Here is a 285-nt window from a genome sequence, read left to right as displayed (position 1 = left end):
TACCCACACGAATTGCTTGATTCATTGTGTAAAGACGATGCTGTAACGCAACCCTGTTATAGGTCTGTAGCTCAGTTGGTTAGAGCGCACCCCTGATAAGGGTGAGGTCGGCAGTTCAAATCTGCCCAGACCTACCAATTACTTGGTGCGGCTGGTCAAATGGGGCCATAGCTCAGCTGGGAGAGCGCCTGCCTTGCACGCAGGAGGTCAGCGGTTCGATCCCGCTTGGCTCCACCACTCTTTCAGGTTTCGCAGCACTGCTCAGAACTTAGAAATGAACATTCG

2 tRNA genes are annotated in these 285 nt (G+C 52.6%); both read left to right on the top strand.

What is annotated here, in order from left to right:
* Positions 1-60: 60 nt before the first annotated feature.
* Positions 61-137 (top strand) — tRNA-Ile (locus DM373_RS28575).
* 24 nt (positions 138-161) lie between these two features.
* Positions 162-237: transfer RNA gene (locus DM373_RS28570), tRNA-Ala, on the top strand.
* Positions 238-285 lie beyond the last annotated feature (48 nt).

The organism is Pseudomonas sichuanensis, assembly GCF_003231305.1.
Taxonomy (GTDB): Bacteria; Pseudomonadota; Gammaproteobacteria; order Pseudomonadales; family Pseudomonadaceae; genus Aquipseudomonas; species Aquipseudomonas sichuanensis.
The sequence above is the reverse complement of the archived record's forward strand: the minus strand, read 5'-3'. Positions and strand labels throughout refer to the sequence as shown.